A 16,804-nucleotide genomic window follows, 5' to 3' on the forward strand; every position below is an offset into this window, starting at 1 on the left:
GTCGCTGATGCGGGACACACCGGTCACCCGGATCAGCACGCCGCTGCCGGATCACCAGCCGGGATTCTGGGCGAAGCTCGAATGCCTCGGCGCCGGCGGCATGAAGGCGCGCGCCGCGATCGCGATGCTGCGCGGAGCCCGTTCCCGCGGCGAACTCCGGCCCGGAGCGCCCGTCGTGGAGTCGACCAGCGGCACCCTCGGGATCGGGCTCGCCTTCGCCGGTCAAGCGCTCGGACATCCGGTCGTGCTCGTCGTCGACCGGGAATTGGAGCGCAGCATGCGGTCGCTGCTGCGTGCGCACGGCGTCCGGACCGAGGTCGTCGACCGCCCGCACCCCGCGGGAGGCTGGCAGCAGGCCCGGCTGGATCGGGTGCACCAGCTGTGCGCGGAACTGCCTGACGCTTACTGGCCGGACCAGTACAACAACCCGGACAACCCGGCCGGATACGTGAAGCTGGCGGAAGAACTCGTCGCCCAGCTCGGTTCGGCCGACACCCTGGTCTGCAGCGTCGGGTCGGGCGGGCACAGCGCGGGCATCATCCGCACGTTGCGGCGGCACTGGCCCCGGCTGCGCCTGATCGGGGTCGACACCGTGGGCTCGACGATCTTCGGGCAGCCCGCGCGACGCCGCCTCATGCGAGGGCTCGGCAGCAGCATCTTCCCGCGCAACGTCGCCTACGCCGAGTTCGACGAGGTGCACTGGGTGGGTCCGGCCGAAGCCGTCGACGCCTGCCGCCGGCTCGCCGCGCACTCCTTCGTCAGCGGGGGGTGGAGCACCGGCGCGGTCGCCTTGGTGGCGGGCTGGGAAGCCCGGCGCGAGTCCGGTTCCCAAGTCGTCACCGTCTTCCCCGACGGGCCGCACCGCTACCTCGACTCGATCTTCGACGACGACTTCTGCCACGAACACGGCCTGCTCGGCGGACGACCGGCGACCCGCCCGGTGGAGATCGCCGACGCCGCGGCCGTCGAAGTGCACGGCTGGGCGCGGTGCGGTGCCGTTCACGACCCCGCGCGGTCCGCGGAGGTGCCCGCGTGAAGCTCACCTGGCACACCGGCACGCTGCGGCTGCGGGAGCCGTTTCGCATCTCCCGCTCCGTCATGCACGAACGGGACGCGGTGTGGATCGACGTGTCGCACGACGGGCACATCGGGCACGGAGAAGCCGTCACCAGCGTGTACTACGACCTCGACGTCCCGCGAATCGTCACCCAGCTCGAAGCGCTGCGACCGGTCATCGACAGCAGCGACGATCCCGGCGAACTCATCGCCGAGGCACGGCGGTGGGCCGCGCTCGATCCTGGGCTGCGGTGTGGCATGGAAGCCGCGGTACACGACCTGGCGGCGAAATGCCGCGGCATCACCGTGCGAGAACTGATCGGCGCACCGGAATTCGAGACCGCGCGGACGGCCTGCACCATCGGCATCGTCGACACGGCTCACGCGGTGCGAACCGCCACCGACCTCGTCGCCAGAGGATTCGGCGTCCTCAAAGTCAAACTCGGGGACGGCGCCGAGGACGTGGCCAGGGTGGCGGCGATCCGCGAGGCCGCTCCCGACGCCCGGCTGCTGCTCGACCCCAACGGAGCCTGGGCCCCGGATCAGGCGGTGCGCATCCTCGAAACCCTGGAACCGCACGGGATTTCCGCCGTCGAACAACCCATCCGTCCCGGCACGCCAGCGGATCTCGGGTGGGTCGCCCAGCGCAGCCCCATCCCCGTGATCGCGGACGAAGACGCGCACACGATCGACGACGTCCGCGAACTCGGATCTTCCGTGCAGGGGGTGAACGTGAAACTGGCCAAGTGCGGCGGCATCCAGGCCGCCGTCGAGATCATCGAAACGGCTCGGTCCGCCGGTGTCGACGTGATGCTCGGATGCCTGGTCGCCAGCTCGCTGGGCATCGCTCCCGCGGTGCACCTCGCCGGATTCGCCCGCTGGACGGACCTCGACGGACACCTGCTGCTCGCCGACGACCCCTGGGACGGGATCGGAGGGATCGACGGAACCCTGCGGCTCAGCGGACGCCCAGGGCTGGGCGTGCGGCCGAGGTCAACGCCATGACGACGTGGAGGCTCGTCCGGAGCTTCCCGGTCGCCGTGCAGGTACTGCTGGTCAACCAGCTCGGCGTCAACATCGGGTTCTACCTGCTCATCCCGTACCTCGCCGGTTACCTCGGGCACGACCTGGGCATGTCCGCCGCCCTGGTCGGAGTGGTGCTCGGAGTGCGCAACCTGAGCCAGCAAGGCCTGTTCCTCCTCGGCGGCACCGCTGCCGACCGGCTCGGTGCGCGCGGGGTCATCATCGCGGGATGCGCGCTGCGCACCGTCGGGTTCGGCCTGTTCGCGCTCGGCACGTCGCTGCCGATCCTGCTGGTCGCCTCGATTCTCAGCGGGCTGGCCGGGGCGTTGTTCAACCCCGCCGTGCGCTCCTACCTCGCGCAGGAGACGGGGGAGCGGCGAGCCGAGGCGTTCGCGTTGTTCACCGTGTTCGCGAACACGGGGGCGCTGATCGGGCCGCTGCTCGGCAGCGCGCTCGTCGTCATCGGCTTCGCCACTTCCGCGCTCGTCGCCGCGCTGGTCTTCGCGCTGCTCACCCTCGCGCAGATCGCGGTGTTGCCGTCCAGGCCAGTGCCGCCGGCGCGCAACACGGTCCTGCGGGACTGGCGCGGCGTGCTCGGCAACAAGAGGTTCCTCATGTTCACGCTCGCGCTGACCGGGATGTTCGCCCTGCAGAACCAGCTCTACCTGGTCCTGCCGATGGAAGCGGCCCGGCTCACCGGATCCAGCGGCACCGTCGCCGCCGTGTTCATCGTGTCCACGGTGACCGGACTGCTGCTGCAAGTCCGCATCACCAGGTTCTGCCAGCGGAAGTGCTCCCAGAGCAGCGCCATCGCGGCGGGCATGGGCATGATGGGGCTGGCGTTCCTCGCCACGGTGCTCGGCGGGCTCGCCATCCCCGATGCGCCCGCCGCGCTCGACTTGCCCGAAATGCTGCTCAGGCTCAGCCCGGTGCTGGTGGCGACGCTCGTGCTCACCCTGGGACTGCTGGTGGCGCAGCCGTTCGTCAACGACCTCATCCCCTCATTCGGGCCGAACGCCCTGTCCGGCACCTACTTCGGGGTCTTCTACCTGGCCGCAGGGGTCACGGCGGCAGCGGGCAACGCGGTGATCGGCCGGGTGAGCGACGTCGCCGCGCACCCGTGGGCACCGTCCGCGCTGTGCCTCGGCCTCGGACTCGCCTCGGCCGCCGCGGTGTTCGTGCTGCACCGCAACGGACTCGCAGGTCCGGAACCGACTTCGAAACCAGGAGCCTCCGCGTGCACAACGATGCCAACTTCCTGACCGACAACCCCGAGCTCTACGAGGAGCAGTTCCCCGACCCGGAACACCTCGCCGCGCGGTTCGTCCTCGACCTGATCGGCCGGTACGGAGGCGGGGAGGACTTGCTCGACGTCGGCTGCGGCAGCGGTCGCGATGCCGCGCACTGGTCGCGGAACGGGTACCGCGTGACCGGAATCGACACGTCGCCGCGGATGATCGAACACGCGCAACGGCAATGTCCCGACGGCATATTCGCTCTCGCCGACATGCGCACGTTCCGGCTTGAGGCCGCATTCGATGCCATCACGTGCCTCGACAGCGCTTTCCTGTACTGCCACACGAATTCCGATCTCGACGATTTTCTCGAACGGTGTCGCGCACACCTGCGTCCCGGTGGGCTGCTCATCGCCGAAATGCGCAACGGGGCGTTCTTCCTCGGCAACTCCGAGTTGCTCGACGGTATTCGGGAACGGTCCGTGCAGTGGAAAGGGGTGGCGTATCGATCTCGGACCCGGCTGTGGATCGATCACGCCGAGCAGTTGCTGCGGCGAGAACGGATATGGGACTGGCCGGATTGCGGGCGAGAACTCATCCAGCGATCCGCCTGGCGCCTGCTCTTCCCGCAGGAGCTCCGCCGAATCCTCGGCCAAGCGGGTTTTGACGTGCTCGCCATGTTCGACCACCCCGGCCCGCGCACCGACCCGGCCTGGCACCCCGGCGCGGACCTCAGCGCCGCCCTCTCCGGCGACCGCCTCCACCTCATCGCCCAACGCACCGCCTGAGCTCGTGGTGCGAGGAAGGGAACCTTCCTGTCACCGGTGACAGGAAGGTTCCCTTCCTCGCGGGGGCGTGGCGTGAGGTAGATCCCCTTTCGAGGGTTGTTGAAAAGTATTATCGTTTTCTTTTGGTGTGGCTGGTCGGGTGGCCGGCGGTGAAGGCATCGGAACCGGAATGGAGGGCCGCGCATGGAGTCCGAGAGGTCGGTCGTGTACTCGTCTGATCGGAACCCGGTGACGAGGCGGGGTTTCTTGGGACTGACTGCGGCGGTCGCACTGGCGGCGGGCGTGTCGGGATGTGCCGCGGGGGGTTCCGGTCAGGGTGCCGGGGCGCCGCGGCCAGGTGGCCGGTTGCGCGCGGTGTTTCCGGGCGGAGGTGCCGATGAGGTGCTGGATCCGCACACCACGGATCTGTACGCCGAGGTCGCCCGGGCGAAGGCGCTGTTCGACAAGCTCGCGGATTACGGATCCGACATGTCGCCGCAGCCGCGGCTGGCTGAGCGGTGGGAGTCGAGCGCGGACCTGCTCACCTGGCGAGTTCCGCTCCGGCAGGCCGTGTTCCACGATGGAAAGCCGCTGCGCGCCGACGACGTGTTATCGAGCTACGCGCGCATCCTGCGCCCCGACAGCACGCGCCGCGCCAAGGCGAGCCTCTCGGTGATCGACCTCGCCAACAGTCGCGCGATCGACGACCGCACCGTCGAGTTCCGGCTGAAACGCCCCTATGCGGAGTTCCCCAACGCGCTCGCCACCCTGGGCGCCTACATCGTCCCGGAGGGCGCGCAGAACTTCGACCACCCCATCGGTTCAGGCCCGTTCCGGTTCACCTCGTTCGAGCCGGGCCGCAGTTTCCTCGCTACGCGGAACCCGGACTACTGGGAGGGCGCGGCGCACCTGGACGAGCTGGAAATCCTGGTCAGCAATGACGAATCCGCCCGGGTCAACGCACTGCTCGGCGATCAGGCGGACTACGCGCACGACTTGACCGCCACCACCGCCCGCAGCCATGAGGAAGCCGGTCAGATCCAGATCCACCGGCTTCCGTTGAGCAACTTCCACGCGTTGGCGATGAAGGTGGACCGTCCGCCGTTCGACCGGCGCGAGGTTCGACAGGCGTTCTTCCACCTGATCGACCGCGAGGAACTCGTCCGGTCGGTGCTGCAGGGGTCCGGTGAGGTCGCCAACGACCTTTTCGGCAAGAACTACCAGTACTACAACGGGGCACTGCCGCAGCGGCGGCAGGATCTGAACCAGGCCAGAACGCTGTTGCGGCAGGCGGGCGCGGAGAACCTGACGGTCGAACTGCTCACCTCCGAGGCGTCGCCAGGTTTGCGCGAAGCCGCGCTGGCCATCGCGGACCAGGCGAAGCAGGCAGGGGTGACGGTCAAGGTGACCCTGGGAAACAAGGACACCTACTGGTCGGACATCGCCGAGCAAGGGTCCGTGGTGAGCTACCGATCCGGAGCGATGCCGATCGAGTCCCACATCTCGCAGCGGCTGCTGTCAGGTTCGACGACGAACAACACCAAGTGGCAGCGTCGCGAATTCGACGAGCTCTACCACCAAGCACAGGCCACATCGGACGAACGCGCCCGCACCGAGCTCTACATGGAGATGCAGCGCGAACTGTTCGAAGAAGGCGGCTTCCTGTGGTGGGGCGTGTCGGACTGGATCGTGGCGTCGGCGAACCGGGTCGGCGGGATCGATGACCGCGCACCGGCGAACACCTTGGACTGGGCTCGGTTCGACAAGGTGTGGATGGGGTGAACCTTCGGCGCTACGTTGTCCGGCGAGTACTGCTGGGCGTCGTTCAAGTCCTCCTCGCCATGGTGCTGGTGTTCCTCTTGACCGAGGCGTTGCCGGGTGACGCGGCGGTCACCGCCGCCGGGGACAATCCGGACCCGGCGATCATCGAGCTGATGCGTGAGCAGCTGGGGCTGAACGCACCGTGGTGGCAACGTCTCGGCGAGTGGATGTTCGGGGCGGTGCAAGGGAACTTCGGCCGGTCGTTGGTCGGACCTCACTCCGTCCTGGACATCATCGGTTCTTCCGTCGGCCCCACCTTGTTGCTGGCGATGTTGACGCTGGCCCTGGTCGTACCGGTGTCGTTGGGGCTCGGGATCCTCGCCGCGAACAGGGAAGGTCGCCTCGCCGATCGCGTCATCACCTCCACGACCCTCGGGCTGTACTCGGTTCCCGAGTTCGCGATGGGAATTCTGCTGGTCACGGTGTTCGCCGTGCAGCTCGGCTGGCTACCGCCGACGGCCGTCGGCGGTAGCAACCTGCTGAGCCGTCCGGACGTGCTGGTGCTGCCCGTGCTGGTGCTGTTGCTCCGCCCGATCTGCTCGCTGAGCAGGCTGATCCGAGCAGGAATGATCGAAGCACTGCAGTCGGGATTTGTGCAGCAGGCGCGGCGCTGCGGGCTGTCACCCCTGCGGGTTCAGCTGGCTCATGCGTTGCCCAACGCCGCCGTTCCCGCCGTGCAGCAACTCGCGCGGACGACCGACTGGCTCATCGGCGGCGTCATCGTCGTGGAGGCGATCTTCGTGATCCCAGGGCTGGGTACGACGCTGATCGAGGCGGTCTCCGCACGTGACCTCCCGGTGATGCAGGGGTTGTCCCTGGTGTTGGCGAGCGTGACCGTCCTGGTGAACCTCGCCGCCGACATCGTTGCTCGCCTTCTCGCACCGGCTGCGGAGGTAGACGGATGAGGCGCTTCGTGATCCCGGGCGCGCTGATCGCCCTGCCGATCGTGCTGGCGGCGTTCGGGCCGATCTTCGCGTCCACCGACGTGGCAAAGGACATCGCGTTCAGCAGCGGCGCCGGGCATCTGTTCGGCACCGACTTCGTCGGCCGAGACGTGTGGAACGAAGTGCTTCTGGGCGGTCGCTCGGTCGTGCTGATCGCTGTGGCGGCGACCCTGTGCACGTACCTCGTAGCGGTCCCGATCGGGGTCGCGGTGGGGATGAGCCGGTCCAGGTTCCTCGGCGAAGTGGTGATGCGGCCCCTGGACATCGTCCTGGCGGTACCGTCGATGCTCTTGTTGCTGTTGCTGGCTTCCACGGCACCGAACGTCATGTGGGCGCTGGTCGTGATCGTCACGGTGATCAACCTTCCGGATGTCATCAGGATTTCGCGAGCCTCGGCGCTCGCGATCTCAGCGAGACCGGCAGTCGAGGCGATGTGCCTCCAAGGGGAGAACCGGCTCCGCATCGGTCTCGGCTATGTCGCGCGGGCCATGGTGCGAACATTGGCCGCGGATTTGGGAATCAGGTTCACCGGCGCCGTCTACCTCGTCGCGTCGGCGAGCTTCCTCGGTGTCGGGGTGTCCCCGCAGACCAGCGATTGGGCGGCGATGGTGGATCGCAACCGCACCGGCCTGTTCCTGCAGCCCTGGGCGGTTGTGCTGCCCGCACTGCTGATCGTGGCATTGTCGGTGGGGGTCAATCTGGCGTTCGACCAGCTGTTGCGCAGGAAGCGGCGAGAGGTGCGCACGTGAACGTCGTCGATGTCGGCGAGCTGAAGGTTTCGCTGGGCGCCCGGCCCGTCGTCGCCGGAGTGTCGTTCGCCATGGCGGCCGGCGAGGTGACCGCGCTGGTGGGGGAGTCCGGCAGTGGCAAGACCACCACCGGACTCGCGCTGCTCGGTGAGCACCCGCCCGGTGCGGAGGTCGACGGCGAAGTAGTAGTGGCCGGTCATCGCGTGGAAGCCGAACGTCCACCCGCCCCCGGCCAGATCGGCTACATCCCGCAGCACCCCTCGGCTGCGCTCAACCCGGTCCGCCGTGTCGGCTCGGTGCTGCGCGAGATCGCGCGCCGCCACATCGGCGCGGTTCCGCGCGCGCAACGCAAGGAACTGGTGCGCACCAAGGTCGCGACCGCGTTGCGCCGAGCTCAGCTTCCCGAAGGGGACACCCTGCTCAACCGCTACCCGCACCAGCTCTCCGGTGGGCAGCAGCAGCGCATCCTGCTTGCCCAAGCGCTGGTGTGCGACCCGGTCGTGGTGATCGCGGACGAGCCCACGACCGGGCAGGACGCGCTCACGCGCGGACAGATCGTGGAGGAACTGCGAGGCCTCTCCGAGCTGGGAATCGCCGTGCTGCTGCTGACCCACGACCTCGACGTGGTGCGACAGCTGGCGCACCACGTGTTGGTGATGCGGGCCGGGTCGGTCGTCGAATCCGGCCCCGCTGCCGAGGTTCTGAGTTCGCCTGCGCACGCCTACACGAGGCTGCTGGTCGAGTCGCAGCCCGACGGCCGTGCGCCGCTCGGTACCGGCGATGCCGATTCCCCAGCCGCGGTGGTCTCCGCACGTGAACTGGTCGCCGGACACCGTGCGCGGGGGAGGTTCACCGAGACCTTGCACGCGGTGTCGCTCGAGATCCGAGCGGGCGAGCGCATCGCGGTCGTGGGTCGTTCCGGCAGCGGGAAGACGACGCTGGCCCGATGCCTCGCCGGTCTGCACCCGCCCCGGCACGGAGCGGTGCTGCTCGACGGAACGCCGCTCGCCGCTCGATTGCGCGGGCGCACCCGCGAACAACTGGCGGACATCCAGTACGTCTTCCAGGACGCCCGCGCATCGTTCAACGAGTTCGCACCTGTCGTCGACCAGGTCGCCAGGACCGCGGAACGGCTTCGAGGCGTTGATCGACGAGAGGCTCGCCGCCAGGCCGGCGGGTGGTTCCAGCGAATCGGACTCGGCCCGGAGATCACGGCACGGCTGCCCGAGTCGTTGTCCGGTGGCGAGTTGCAACGAGCCGCGCTCGTTCGGGCGCTGCTCGCGGATCCGCGGGTCCTGATCTGCGATGAGATCACGTCCGGGCTGGACACGGTCACCCAAGCCGAACTTCTCGGCGTGCTGAAGGAACTCCAGAGCGCAGCGCAGTGCGCGTTGGTGGTGATCACGCACGACCTGGGAGTGGTGGCCGACCTGGCCGAGCAGGTCGTGATCGTCGATGAAGGTCACATCGTCGAACAGGGGCCGGCCGCGGAAGTGCTGCGTGCTCCACAGCATTCGATGACGTGTGCGCTGATCGAGGCGGCGACGAGCCGAATCGCTCGGGCCTGAGCGTGCGACGGAGATTTCGGGACGACGCGGCGGCGTGCGGTGCGAGGAGGGGAGCATGCCTCCATGGTTCGCCGTCGAACGTGCGTTCGTCATCGCTGAAGCGGGTGGAGCTCGCGTCGCCCGATCTTGCTCGCTAGGTCACCCGGCGTAGTCGACCTCGGACAGGGCGGTTGCATTCGAGTGCAGCGCTCCCGCCCGGCCCGGGATCGAGATCTCGAAGTGGACGCTGGGGCTGTACCGAGGGTCCTGGCGGGCGTCGTAGATCTCCGTCGCCGCGCTCTGCCAGAACGGCGCGGCGCCCTCGATCGCGGGGTTCGTGTGCAGGTAGATCGTTGAGTACTCCGGCGTGGCCGACACGAAATCGCAGGCCATCGACACCAGTGCGCTCGCCAGGCCGTGGCGGCGGTGCTCGCGGTCCACGTAGACGCGGAACAACTGGGCCGTCCGGCCATCGCCGTACCGGGCCGCCAGCCACTCCGGATGCGGTGGGCATCGCGGGCCGCCCGAACGGATCGCCGTCGTTGCCGCGACTTGTTCGTCCCGCACCGCCACGAACAGCGCGTGGCGCGGGTTGTTCAGGTACGCGCCTTCGATGTCCACGACATCCGAGTGCCAGCGGGCGTGGTAGCCGTGCCCGAACTCCTTGTAGAAGGTGTCGAGCATGACCCGCCGGGCGCCCTCGACGTCTTCGCGGCGGGCTCGGCGCACGACGTACTCGCCGATCCGGTGCTCTTCCTGGTGATCCATGTGCTCTCCATCGGGTTCTCGCGCCTGAGTCGCCGAGGAACGCGACTTCTGGTGCGCCGATCCCACAATACAATGACTCTCGTTTTCAATAAGTCGGTGGTCGAGGACAGCGATGCGCTGGAGCGAGGAAGGGAACCTTCATGTCACCAGTGACATGAAGGTTCCCTTCCTCGCGGTCCACGGCTGGGCTGCGCGGGCTCGGGAGCGGGCGCAGGCTGCAGGAATGGTGTGTCTGGTTACCGGAGCGAGCGGCTACGTCGGTGGGCGGTTGGTGCCGCAGTTGCTGGCGGACGGTCGGCAGGTCAGGTGCCTGGTGCGGAACCCGGAGAAGCTGCGGGACGTTCCTTGGCGGGATTCGGTGGACGTGGTTCGCGGGGACCTGCTGCGGGATGAGGACGTGGCCGCGGCGTGCGAGGGGGTCGAGGCCGTCTATTACCTGGTCCACTCGATGGCCGAGTCCGGTTTCGCCGTTCGGGACCGGAAGGCCGCGCTGATCATGGGGCAGGCGGCCCGGGAGGCCTCGGTTCAGCGCATCGTGTACCTCGGAGGGGTGCATCCGCCGGTGGAGGATCTCTCGGAGCACATGGCGTCGCGGGCGGAAGTCGGCGAGATCCTGTTGCGCAGCGGGGTTCCGACGGTGGTGCTGCAGGCCGCAGTGATCATCGGTTCCGGGTCGGCGAGCTTCGAGATGCTGCGGCATTTGACCGAGCGGCTGCCCGTGATGGTGACCCCGCGCTGGGTGCACAACCGGGTCCAGCCGATCGCGGTGCGGGACGTGGTGCACTACCTGGTTTCGGCGTCGCGCGTACCGCGATCGATCAACCGCTCCTTCGACTTGGGCGGCCCGGACGTCCTGACCTACGGCGAGATGATGCGCCGCTACGCGGTCGTGGCCGGTCTGCCGCCGAGGCGAATGCTGCCGGTCGGCGTGCTCACGCCTTGGTTGAGCGCACAGTGGATCAACGTCGTGACTCCCGTGCCGAAGAAGGTGGGGGCGCCGCTGATCGAGTCCCTCATCCACGAGGCGGTCTGCTCGGAGAGCGACATCGACGAGGTGGTGCCTCGGCCGACGGGAGGTTTGACCGGCTACGACAGGTCCGTTGAGCTTGCCTTGAACAAGATCCGGAATGCGGAGACCGAGACGCGCTGGTCGGACGCGGCCCCGGCGGACGCTCCCTCCGAGCCGCTGCCGTCGGACCCGACCTGGTCCGGCGGCACCGTCTTCTCGGACGTGCGCGAGAAGTGGAGTCCGGTGGCCCCGGAACGATTGTGGTGCGTCGTCGAGGGTGTCGGCGGTGAGCACGGGTGGTATTCCCCGTGGCTGCTGTGGGCGGTGCGGGGAGCTGTCGACAAGATCTCCGGCGGGGTGGGACTGCGACGGGGGCGTCGCCATGCGCAGCGCCTGCGCGTGGGGGAGGCGCTCGACTGGTGGCGCGTGGAGGAGCTCGCCGAGGGGAGGATTCTTCGGCTGCGAGCAGAAATGCGTCTGCCGGGGCGAGCGTGGCTCGAGTTCGTCATCGCGCCCGGCGAGGAGGGCGGATCGCACTACCGCCAGCGCGCGGTGTTCGTGCCGCGCGGATTGGCCGGGCACGTCTACTGGTGGGTTCTCGTTCCGTTCCACGGATTGATTTTCGGTGGAATGGCGCGCAACGTCCTCCGTGCCGCTTCGGAAGGGGAGTGACTCCCGCGGAGCGCTGATGCGCCAGGTGCGCAGGGCCTTCATCGGGGCGACCGTGACCGGAGGGGGTCAACGCACTGCTCGGCCGAGGAAGAACCGTAGCTCGCCTCGGGTGGTCTTCGGGACGAGAACGAATCGACCTGCCCGAAAAACAAAATGGACAAGAACGCTGATCAGCGCCTTGTCCATTTTCGCTATTCCGGGTGCCCTCGGCAGGACTCGAACCTGCGACACCTGCCTCCGGAGGGCAGTGCTCTATCCGCTGAGCTACGAGGGCTTGCTGTTGTTGACGTGCGTAAGCCTAGCGCACGCGTCGGTGTGCGCCGAAAGGGGGTGACGGTTCGCGCGGTGGGCGGTGCGTCCAGCAGCTGGACACTTGGTTGCATTCATGCGCATCTCGCTATATATCATGGAGCCGTGCGGATGGGAGGTTCGTGATGGGGCATGGCCACGGCCACGGGGCGGCAGCGGGATCCGCTAGCGCCTCCGGGCGCTACTCGCGGCGCCTGGCGATGGCGTTCGGCGTGTTGTTGGCGTTCTTCGTCCTGGAAGCGGCGGTCGGATATCTCACCTCATCGCTGGCGCTGCTGTCGGACGCGGGGCACATGCTGACCGACGTCCTGGGCGTCGGGATGGCGCTCGCCGCGATCACCGCGGCGCGGCGTCCCGCTTCGGCCAAGCGGACTTTCGGCTGGTACCGCATCGAAGTGCTCGCCGCGCTCGCCAACGCCGTGCTGTTGTTCGGCGTCGCCGGCTACATCCTCATCGAAGCCATCGGCCGCTTCCAGCAGCCGCCCGAAGTGGCCGGGCTGCCGATGATGCTCACCGCAGCGGCCGGGCTCGCAGCGAACGTGGTGGCGTTCCTGCTGCTGCGGGAAGGTGCGGAGGAGAGCCTCAACCTGCGTGGTGCGTACCTGGAGGTGCTGGCCGACACCATCGGATCGGTCGGGGTGCTGATCGGGGGAGCGCTGGCCTGGGCCTTCGGGTGGTACCTGGTCGACCCGATCGTCGCCGTCGCCGTGGGCCTGTTCGTGCTGCCGCGCACCTGGAAGTTGGCGCGGCAGGCCTTGCGGATCCTGGTGCAGCAGGCGCCGGAAGGCGTCGACGTGCACGCCATGCGCGACGACCTCGCCGCACTGCCCGCCGTGAACGAAGTGCACGACCTGCACGTGTGGACGTTGACCTCCGGCATGGAAGTCGCGTCGGCGCACCTCACCACGCCGGCCGAAGCCGATCACGGCGACGTGCTCGTGTCCGCGCAGCGCTTGCTGGCCGAGCGCTACCGCATCGAGCACGCCACCTTGCAGGTCGAGCCCGCCGAGTGCGCCCGCCGATGCCAGGGGCTGACCTGGTGACAGAAAGGTTCCCTTGCTCGCGCCGGTGACAGGAAGGTTCCCTTGCTCGCGCCGGGGCGCGAAAAAACCGGCCCGCACCTGTGGGGTGCGGGCCGGTTTCGTGGGGTGGGGCGACGGTCAGTCGTCGTCCTTGCCGCCCGGGGCGTTCTTGGCGACCTGCATCAGGAACTCGATGTTGGTGCGCGACTTGCGCAACCGGTCCTGCAGGAGTTCCAGCGACTGCTGGGCGTCGAGCGCGGCGAGCACCCGGCGCAGCTTGTGGGTCACGGCGAGCTCGTCGGGCGAGAGCAGGATCTCGTCCTTGCGGGTGCTGGAAGCGTCGACGTCGACGGCGGGGAACAACCGCTTGTCGGCGAGCTTGCGGTCCAGCTTGAGCTCGGCGTTGCCGGTGCCCTTGAACTCCTCGAAGATCACCGTGTCCATCGTGGACCCGGTTTCCACCAGCGCCGTGGCGAAGATGGTCAGCGAGCCGCCGTTCTCGATGTTGCGGGCCGCGCCGAGGAAGCGCTTCGGCGGGTACAGCGCCGTCGAGTCGACACCACCGGAGAGGATCCGGCCGGACGCCGGGGCCGCCAGGTTGTAGGCGCGGCCGAGGCGGGTGATCGAGTCGAGCAGCACGACCACGTCGTGACCCATCTCGACGAGGCGCTTGGCCCGCTCGATGGACAGCTCGGCCACCGTGGTGTGGTCCGACGGCGGGCGGTCGAAGGTGGAGGCGATGACCTCGCCCTTGACCGAGCGCTGCATGTCGGTGACCTCTTCGGGGCGCTCGTCGGCGAGCACCACCATGAGGTGGCATTCCGGGTTGTTCGTGGTGATCGCGTTGGCGATCGCCTGCAGCACCATCGTCTTACCGGCCTTCGGCGGCGAGACGATCAGCGCGCGCTGACCCTTGCCGACGGGCATGACGAGGTCGATGATCCGCCCGGTGAGGTTCTGCGGTTCGGTCTCCAGCCGCAGCCGCTCGTTCGGGTACAGCGGAGTCATCTTGTGGAACTCCGACCGCCCCTTCGCGGCGTCCGGCTCGAGGCCGTTGATGGCGTCGACGCGGACCAGCGGGTTGAACTTCTGCCGCTGCTGCTCGTTGTCGCGGGGCTGGCGGATGACGCCCTTGATCGCGTCACCTCGGCGCAGGCCGTACTTGCGGACCAGCGACAGCGACACGTACACGTCGTTCGGCCCGGCGAGGTAGCCGGACGTGCGGACGAACGCGTAGTTCTCCAGCACGTCGAGGATGCCGGCGACGGGCAGCAGGACGTCGTCCTCGCGCACCTCCGGCTCGTTGCCGCCGCCTTCGGCGCGGCCCCGGTTGCGCCGACGGTCCCGGAACCGGCGTCCGCGCCTGCGGCCACCGTCCTCATCGGAGTCGTCCTGCGGGCGGTTGTCCTGCTTGTCCTGCTGCTGCCGGGAGTTCTGCCGGTCGTTGCGGTCTTGGCCGCCGCCCCGGTTGTCCTGGCGGTCCCGGTTGTCCTGGCCACCGCGGTCGTTGCGGTCCTGCCGGTCGCCCCGGTTGTCCTGTCGGTCGCCCCGGTCCTGGCCGCGCTCGCCGTCCTGGTCCTGGTTGCCGCCGCCGGAACGGTTGTTGGAGCGACGGCGCCGGTTGTTGCCGCGACGTCCTTCGTCCTCGCCGCCCTGCTCGGCGCCTTGCTGCCTGCGGGAACGTCCGCGGGTCGGCGCGGAGCCGTTGGCGCCGGAATCCGGGGTCGCGGCCGCCTCCTGCTGCTGGGGCGCGGAATCGGACTCGTCGAGCGAGGGCTGGTGGGCCTTGCCGCGGCTCGGCGCGCTTTCCTGCGCCGCACCGCTTTCCTGCGCGGGCTGCTTGGCCGGGCGGGAACGGGCCGGCGCGCCGCCTTGCCGTTCCTTGATGGCCGCGATCAGGTCGCCTTTGCGCAGACCGCTGGTGTCGATCCCCAGTTCCCCGGCAAGTTGTCGCAGTTCGGCGAGAACCATGCCGGACAGTCCTCCGCGGCGACGCGGGGCGCCATTGGTCTCGGCGCCCGCGGCCGGCTGCTCAGACTCCTGCTGGCCAGCCTGGGAGACGCCGTTGGTCGTCTCGCTGCTCAACAGTTCGGTGTTGCTCACGAATGTCCTTCCTGACCGGACCGCGCCTCCTACGCGACCCAGCGGATTGCCCGCCCGCTCTTGTCAACGGACGGCCTTTTTGTGCTACCAGCCTGATGCCGGTCGAGTTCAACACGCACGCGCGGCTCGATCGACGTCGGCGACCAGGCGGAACCAGCAGCACCGGGCGGTGGGAGGTACCCGGGTCATGTGCTCGTCCGAATGCCGTTACGCGGTGCGGTTTTCACGCTTCTGCGCGTCAGAACCACGGTGCACGTGCGAAGCATCCACTCCGATCCACACTCGCCGATGCACGCCTTGCTGCCGCCTCACTCAGGTGTTGTCGTTCTTGGGGAGCGCTGTGATTTCCGGTCCGGCCCGATATACCGCTGCGCAGAATCGGGACGACAGGCACCGGGGTGCGCCGAACCGGCGTCGATCGCTTCAGGAACGTGACCGTCACGGTCAGGCCCCCACGCTGCGTCGGCCGGGACTCACAGGTCGGCAGCCCCGCGCGAACCCCATTGAGTTGACAACTCCTGCCTCTGTCACCGCGACCGGATACTCGCCGATCCTGATCTTCACCCACGTGGAGCGGAGCCCAATTCACTAGCGAGAGATGTGCCCCGGAGAACGATGCCCCGGTTACGGCACCGGCGCCCTGCGCGCGGTGACTGATTGACCTTGAGGGTAGACGCCCCACCACCGAGGTGCAACAACCTCCAGAGGCGCGGCATGCTCTCATTTGATCACAGTGTCTTCAAACGCCGGTCGCGCCACAGCACTCACCGAGTCGAAACACCTGTCGAACAGCACTGACGTTCTGCCGACATGTCCTTTGTACCACCACACCGGTGGGAATGGTCGGGCCGGGCGGTCATTCCGGCGATGTGGGATCCGATATCACCTGAACGCCATGCCGATCCACCGGAAGGCGCAGCGCGGTGAATCCGGTGATGTCGACGGTGTCGGGGAGCTCGCCGCCCGAGGGCAGTGCGAGCACCGTCGGCCCGGCGCCGGAGACCGCCGCGGGTACGCCGGCCGCGCGCAGCCGCCGCACCAGCTCGATCGTTCCCGGCCAGGCCGATTCCCGGTAGTCCTGGTGCAGCCGGTCCGCCGTGGCGGCCAGCAGCAGCGAGGGGTCGCTGGTCAGGGCGTGCACGGCGAGCGCGGCGCGGCCCGCGGCGAACGCCGCGTCGGCGTGCGGGACCTGCTCGGGGAGCAGGCCGCGCGTGGTGTGCGTGGTGGACTCGGAGGCGGTGACGAGCGCGATCGGGTGCAAGTCGGGGTGCGCGGGCAAGGCCGCGGCCCGGAACCGGTCGGTGTCGCGCCAGGCGATCACCACGCCGCCCAGCAGGCTCGCCGCGACGTTGTCGCCGTGACCCTCGCACTCGGCGGCCAGGTGCAGCGCCTGCTCGAGGTTCTTGTTCTCCCGCAGCGGGAAACCGGCGAGCTCGTAGGCCGCGGCGATGCCCGCGACGATGGCCGCCGCGGAGGAGCCCAGACCGCGCGAATGCGGAATGGTGTTGTGGCAGCGCAACCGGACGGCCGGTGCGGGCACGCCGAGCTCCGCCCACGTGCGGTGCAGGATGCGCACGATGAGGTGCTCGTGGTCGGTGGGCACGGAGCCCGCGCCCTCACCTTCGGCCGCCACCTGCGCGCTGCGCGCCGGCCCGTCGGTCACCGCGACGTGCACCGTGTCGTACAGCGCGAGCGCCATGCCGAGCGCGTCGAAACCGGAACCGAGGTTGGCGGTGGAGGCGGGCACCGTGACCCGCACTCCACCGCCCGCTCGCAGGC

Annotated in this window: 13 protein-coding genes and 1 tRNA gene; 10 read left to right on the forward strand and 4 right to left on the reverse strand. The window is 68.8% G+C overall.

Annotated features, from left to right (window positions below; all coding sequences use genetic code 11):
* The first annotated feature begins 7 nt into the window (after window positions 1-7).
* From OOZ19_RS18540 to OOZ19_RS18575, 8 genes are all read left to right on the forward strand, one after another.
* Window positions 8-1,036 carry a PLP-dependent cysteine synthase family protein gene (locus OOZ19_RS18540; protein WP_266091458.1) on the forward strand — a complete coding sequence of 343 codons (1,029 nt, stop codon included), beginning with the start codon at window positions 8-10 and terminating at the stop codon, window positions 1,034-1,036.
* Window positions 1,033-2,061, forward strand: a complete 1,029-nt coding sequence (locus tag OOZ19_RS18545; protein ID WP_266091378.1) for a dipeptide epimerase — start codon at window positions 1,033-1,035, stop codon at window positions 2,059-2,061. Before OOZ19_RS18540 ends, OOZ19_RS18545 begins: the two co-directional genes overlap by 4 nt.
* Window positions 2,058-3,341, forward strand: coding sequence for an MFS transporter (locus tag OOZ19_RS18550; RefSeq protein ID WP_266091379.1), 1,284 nt, complete (start codon window positions 2,058-2,060; stop codon window positions 3,339-3,341). The genes OOZ19_RS18545 and OOZ19_RS18550 overlap by 4 nt, the downstream gene beginning before the upstream one ends.
* Complete coding sequence (locus OOZ19_RS18555) at window positions 3,317-4,102, forward strand: class I SAM-dependent methyltransferase (RefSeq protein ID WP_266091380.1); 786 nt, start codon at window positions 3,317-3,319, stop codon at window positions 4,100-4,102. Before OOZ19_RS18550 ends, OOZ19_RS18555 begins: the two co-directional genes overlap by 25 nt.
* Before the next feature lie 381 nt (window positions 4,103-4,483).
* Window positions 4,484-5,863: an ABC transporter substrate-binding protein gene (locus OOZ19_RS18560; RefSeq protein WP_266091381.1), complete on the forward strand. Its 1,380-nt coding sequence runs from the start codon at window positions 4,484-4,486 to the stop codon at window positions 5,861-5,863.
* The gene (locus tag OOZ19_RS18565; RefSeq protein WP_266091382.1) at window positions 5,860-6,807 is read left to right on the forward strand and encodes an ABC transporter permease; all 948 of its coding nucleotides are present in this window, start codon (window positions 5,860-5,862) and stop codon (window positions 6,805-6,807) included. Before OOZ19_RS18560 ends, OOZ19_RS18565 begins: the two co-directional genes overlap by 4 nt.
* On the forward strand, window positions 6,804-7,595 hold the full coding sequence (locus OOZ19_RS18570; RefSeq protein WP_266091383.1) for an ABC transporter permease: 792 nt from the start codon (window positions 6,804-6,806) through the stop codon (window positions 7,593-7,595). Before OOZ19_RS18565 ends, OOZ19_RS18570 begins: the two co-directional genes overlap by 4 nt.
* A complete protein-coding gene (locus OOZ19_RS18575; RefSeq protein WP_266091384.1) occupies window positions 7,592-9,163 on the forward strand; it encodes an ABC transporter ATP-binding protein in 1,572 nt (523 codons plus the stop codon). The genes OOZ19_RS18570 and OOZ19_RS18575 overlap by 4 nt, the downstream gene beginning before the upstream one ends.
* Before the next feature lie 138 nt (window positions 9,164-9,301).
* Here OOZ19_RS18575 and OOZ19_RS18580 read toward each other — a convergent pair whose 3' ends face one another.
* Entirely contained in the window at window positions 9,302-9,910 is a 609-nt protein-coding gene (locus OOZ19_RS18580) for a GNAT family N-acetyltransferase (protein WP_266091385.1), read from the reverse strand.
* 223 nt (window positions 9,911-10,133) lie between these two features.
* On the opposite strand from OOZ19_RS18580, the gene OOZ19_RS18585 reads away from it, so the two are divergent.
* Entirely contained in the window at window positions 10,134-11,591 is a 1,458-nt protein-coding gene (locus tag OOZ19_RS18585; protein ID WP_266091386.1) for an SDR family oxidoreductase, read from the forward strand.
* A 201-nt stretch (window positions 11,592-11,792) separates the two neighbouring features.
* On the opposite strand, the gene OOZ19_RS18590 is transcribed toward OOZ19_RS18585, so the two are convergent.
* Window positions 11,793-11,865, reverse strand: a tRNA-Arg gene (locus tag OOZ19_RS18590).
* 160 nt (window positions 11,866-12,025) lie between these two features.
* Here OOZ19_RS18590 and OOZ19_RS18595 point away from each other — a divergent pair.
* Window positions 12,026-12,943, forward strand: coding sequence for a cation diffusion facilitator family transporter (locus OOZ19_RS18595; protein WP_266091387.1), 918 nt, complete (start codon window positions 12,026-12,028; stop codon window positions 12,941-12,943).
* A 117-nt stretch (window positions 12,944-13,060) separates the two neighbouring features.
* Here OOZ19_RS18595 and rho read toward each other — a convergent pair whose 3' ends face one another.
* Both rho and thrB read right to left on the reverse strand, forming a co-directional pair.
* Window positions 13,061-15,025, reverse strand: coding sequence for a transcription termination factor Rho (rho, locus tag OOZ19_RS18600; RefSeq protein WP_266091388.1), 1,965 nt, complete (start codon window positions 15,023-15,025; stop codon window positions 13,061-13,063).
* Between the two features lie 856 nt (window positions 15,026-15,881).
* Window positions 15,882-16,802, reverse strand: coding sequence for a homoserine kinase (thrB, locus tag OOZ19_RS18605; RefSeq protein WP_266091459.1), 921 nt, complete (start codon window positions 16,800-16,802; stop codon window positions 15,882-15,884).
* Between the last annotated feature and the right edge of the window lie 2 nt (window positions 16,803-16,804).

The sequence above is a fragment of the Saccharopolyspora sp. NFXS83 genome (assembly GCF_026241095.1).
Classification (GTDB): Bacteria; Actinomycetota; Actinomycetes; order Mycobacteriales; family Pseudonocardiaceae; genus Saccharopolyspora_C.